Source organism: Rickettsia sp. TH2014 (genome assembly GCF_019249195.1).
GTDB lineage: Bacteria > Pseudomonadota > Alphaproteobacteria > Rickettsiales > Rickettsiaceae > Rickettsia > Rickettsia felis.
On the sequence record NZ_MXAX01000097.1, the window covers coordinates 1 to 2,755 of the forward strand.

Genomic DNA, 2,755 nt, shown 5'->3' on the forward strand with positions numbered 1-2,755 from the left:
GATGGAAAGAGTAAAAGTTTGTAATGGTGATAACTATAGTAGCAGTAATTTGAGAAATAATAGATTTGATATTAAGGACTTAGATTATTACAAGAAGATTCATAATGGTTTTAGAACATTAGCTGATAAATACCCAAACCGCATAAAGACCATTAAGGTAACGGCTTTGAGCACACCAACGCTAACACATAAGATTATACAACAACATTACTTGGAGTATGTAAAGGATATTTAAAGGTAGAAATCATGACAATAAGAAAACTAGTATATGTCAGTATGCTCGTATTCATGTCTCCGGTATGTCATGCAAATGTGATAGTGCCGTCACTCGTGATGATTGCTCCTGTGATGTGGTTAATGCTCGGGGCAGTCATTGTAATTGAAGCACTAATGTTAAAAAAATATTGGCAAGATATATCCTTATCTAAAATCTTCTTTAGAAGTACGATTGCAAACCTAGTAACAACAATTGTTGGAGTGCCATTAGTTTGTGTGCTATACCGTTATTTAGTTACAGAGCCGGCGGGATGGTTCTTTGGAACGGTTAGTTTGCATCAGGACATAACATCACCGGTATTGCTAAATATATTAAGAGTCATTGGATTAATATTACAGGCGGGAGTTATTTTTCCTGAAGAATCCGAAAATTATCTTTATATAACATTGTATATTTTACTGATCCCATGTTTTTTTTGTTCATATTGGATAGAGTCTATGTTTTACACCGATTTTGGTCTAGAGGAGCAAGTAGTCATAAGAGATGTTAAAAAAGCACATATAGTATCTTACGGGTTTATAGCTATAGTGGTGGCATGCATATATTTAATAGAGAGGTATATAACAGATAGTATGGTTTTATCATATATGTCTTCTGTTATATTTAGAGTAGAATCCTTTTTATGGAAAACCTTTGCATAATTGGCTTTTAGCAATAGTACTTAATTAAGTATAGAACCAACAAGTAGGAGGATAATTATATGACAATATACGCTTTAAAAATTCATCATAGGGGTGCAAGAATAGTACAGGACAAGAAAGGTCAGTATAAGATCTCGGAACCTACATGCGGGCACTTTTACATATCTTTAGTACAGGGAAAACAGCCCCCAGTCTTTTTTGGTAAATATCCTAAAGATGATAGTATATTTGGTTGCATTATTGGGGCAGGTAAAATATCAACTAAAAAAGAACATATGACCCATAATCAGCTGCTAGATATATCAAAAAAACTAGACAAAAAATACGTACACACCAAAGGAATAATACTTACTACAGACGAGTATAATAAAGCTATAACTTTCTCAATGAGTTGCATTGATGGAAGTTGGAGGGATAATTTCTATTTTATCGGTTATAAGGATTGTCGCCATTTTGTACAGGATGTATGGCATGCAATAGGCAAGCCTTTATATTTTAGTGTTATTTATAATAAAAATGAACTGATAAATATTTTAGGTACAGAGGCATCCAAAGCATTATTACTAGAATATGGCAGTAGTGACACTATGTTGGAACGTTTGTGCCATGTAGAGGCTATAAATAAGGAAAACCTAGCTAAAACTTTAAATATAGACCCTACAAAGTACAAAATTACCGAGATCCCAAGATTCAAATATTGGGATTTGCATTATGCTGTACCTGCAGGAAGTACGCTAATATTATATCATATAGACGCTGATGAACAATTGATCATACAGGCAAGGGAGGGCTTGATAGAATCAGATGATATTTCTAGTGCTATGTTATCACTATTAGTTAAGCAAGAGAAGACACAAATAGCTGAGTTACATGAGGTCTTTTTGTCTAAGAAAATACCACCTGAGAACACAGTAAATGATGTAACAGCTAAAGCTGGTACAAGTCAGAAGTTAGCAAATAATCAAGACATAAGAAATCAAGAAAATCCAAAATTTATAGAGCTTAAAGAACACATTATCAAATCACTAAATAAATCAAAGATAGATTTTGATCAAATCCTAGAAAGAATAGCTACGGACTACTTAAGTCAGTCATCAAGCATTAAAACACAGGAAGCAATACTTGCAGAGTACAAAACAAAGATTACAGAACTACAAATAAAATCTAAGACTATTTTTGACGAAGCACAAAAAGATCCAAGTAAATATAAATATGAGCTAGGGGAGACCATAGCTGGCATGGCATACCATAACAGAGAGGAGATGAAGCTAAATCAATGGTTATCAGAACAGCTAAGTCAAGTTTCAGGTGGTACAGAAAATAGCAATACTGTACAAGCAGAAGAGAAGAAAAAGAATGCCATAAAGGCATGGAATACAGAAATAGAGAATTTAAGTGCAAAAAGAATATTTCATGAGGATATAGAGCAGAGTATCGCTCAAGTAAATATTACCGGAGAAATAATTGCTCATGAAATGGAAATATTTTTACAAGGCATTGATAAGGAAATGTTTTTATAATCTAAATTATACGAAATATAATCGAGCCCCAATATTAAAACAAGGAATAAGAAGAATATGACAACAGTAATACACGAACCACAAACATTTGATGATATCAAACCGGAAATAGTAGAGAATAGCAAGGGCGACACTACAACTCGTGATAATACATCGGAATCTATAAAGAGTAACCGCATATTATCATTGTCCGGAGGCGGAGTTAAGGGGATAGCTGAGCTAGTAGTGTTAGCTGAGATAGAGGAGCGTACAGGTAAATCTATATCAGAATTATTCCCTATTATTGTCGGCACTAGTGTTGGAGGTTTGATTGGAGC

General features: G+C 33.9%; 3 protein-coding genes and 1 pseudogene. All 4 read left to right on the forward strand.

All coding sequences use genetic code 11. The features are described from left to right. Positions 1-235 (forward strand): annotated as a pseudogene (locus KYQ89_RS01735) (dTMP kinase); the annotation flags it as partial. Positions 236-246: 11 nt separating this feature from the next. Continuing rightward, a complete protein-coding gene (locus tag KYQ89_RS01740) occupies positions 247-918 on the forward strand; it encodes a hypothetical protein (protein ID WP_218460139.1) in 672 nt (223 codons plus the stop codon). A gap of 59 nt (positions 919-977) precedes the next feature. Beyond that, positions 978-2,438, forward strand: a complete 1,461-nt coding sequence (locus tag KYQ89_RS01745; protein ID WP_218460140.1) for a hypothetical protein — start codon at positions 978-980, stop codon at positions 2,436-2,438. 57 nt (positions 2,439-2,495) lie between these two features. Then, positions 2,496-2,755 (forward strand): patatin-like phospholipase family protein (locus KYQ89_RS01750; RefSeq protein ID WP_218460141.1); only part of this gene is annotated, 260 nt, incomplete at its 3' end.

What these genes read in the sequence shown, in the direction of transcription:
- KYQ89_RS01740 (WP_218460139.1), top strand. Translation starts at nt 247, where the DNA reads ATGACAATAAGAAAACTAGTATATGTCAGTATGCTCGTATTCATGTCT.
- KYQ89_RS01745 (WP_218460140.1), top strand. Translation starts at nt 978, where the DNA reads ATGACAATATACGCTTTAAAAATTCATCATAGGGGTGCAAGAATAGTA.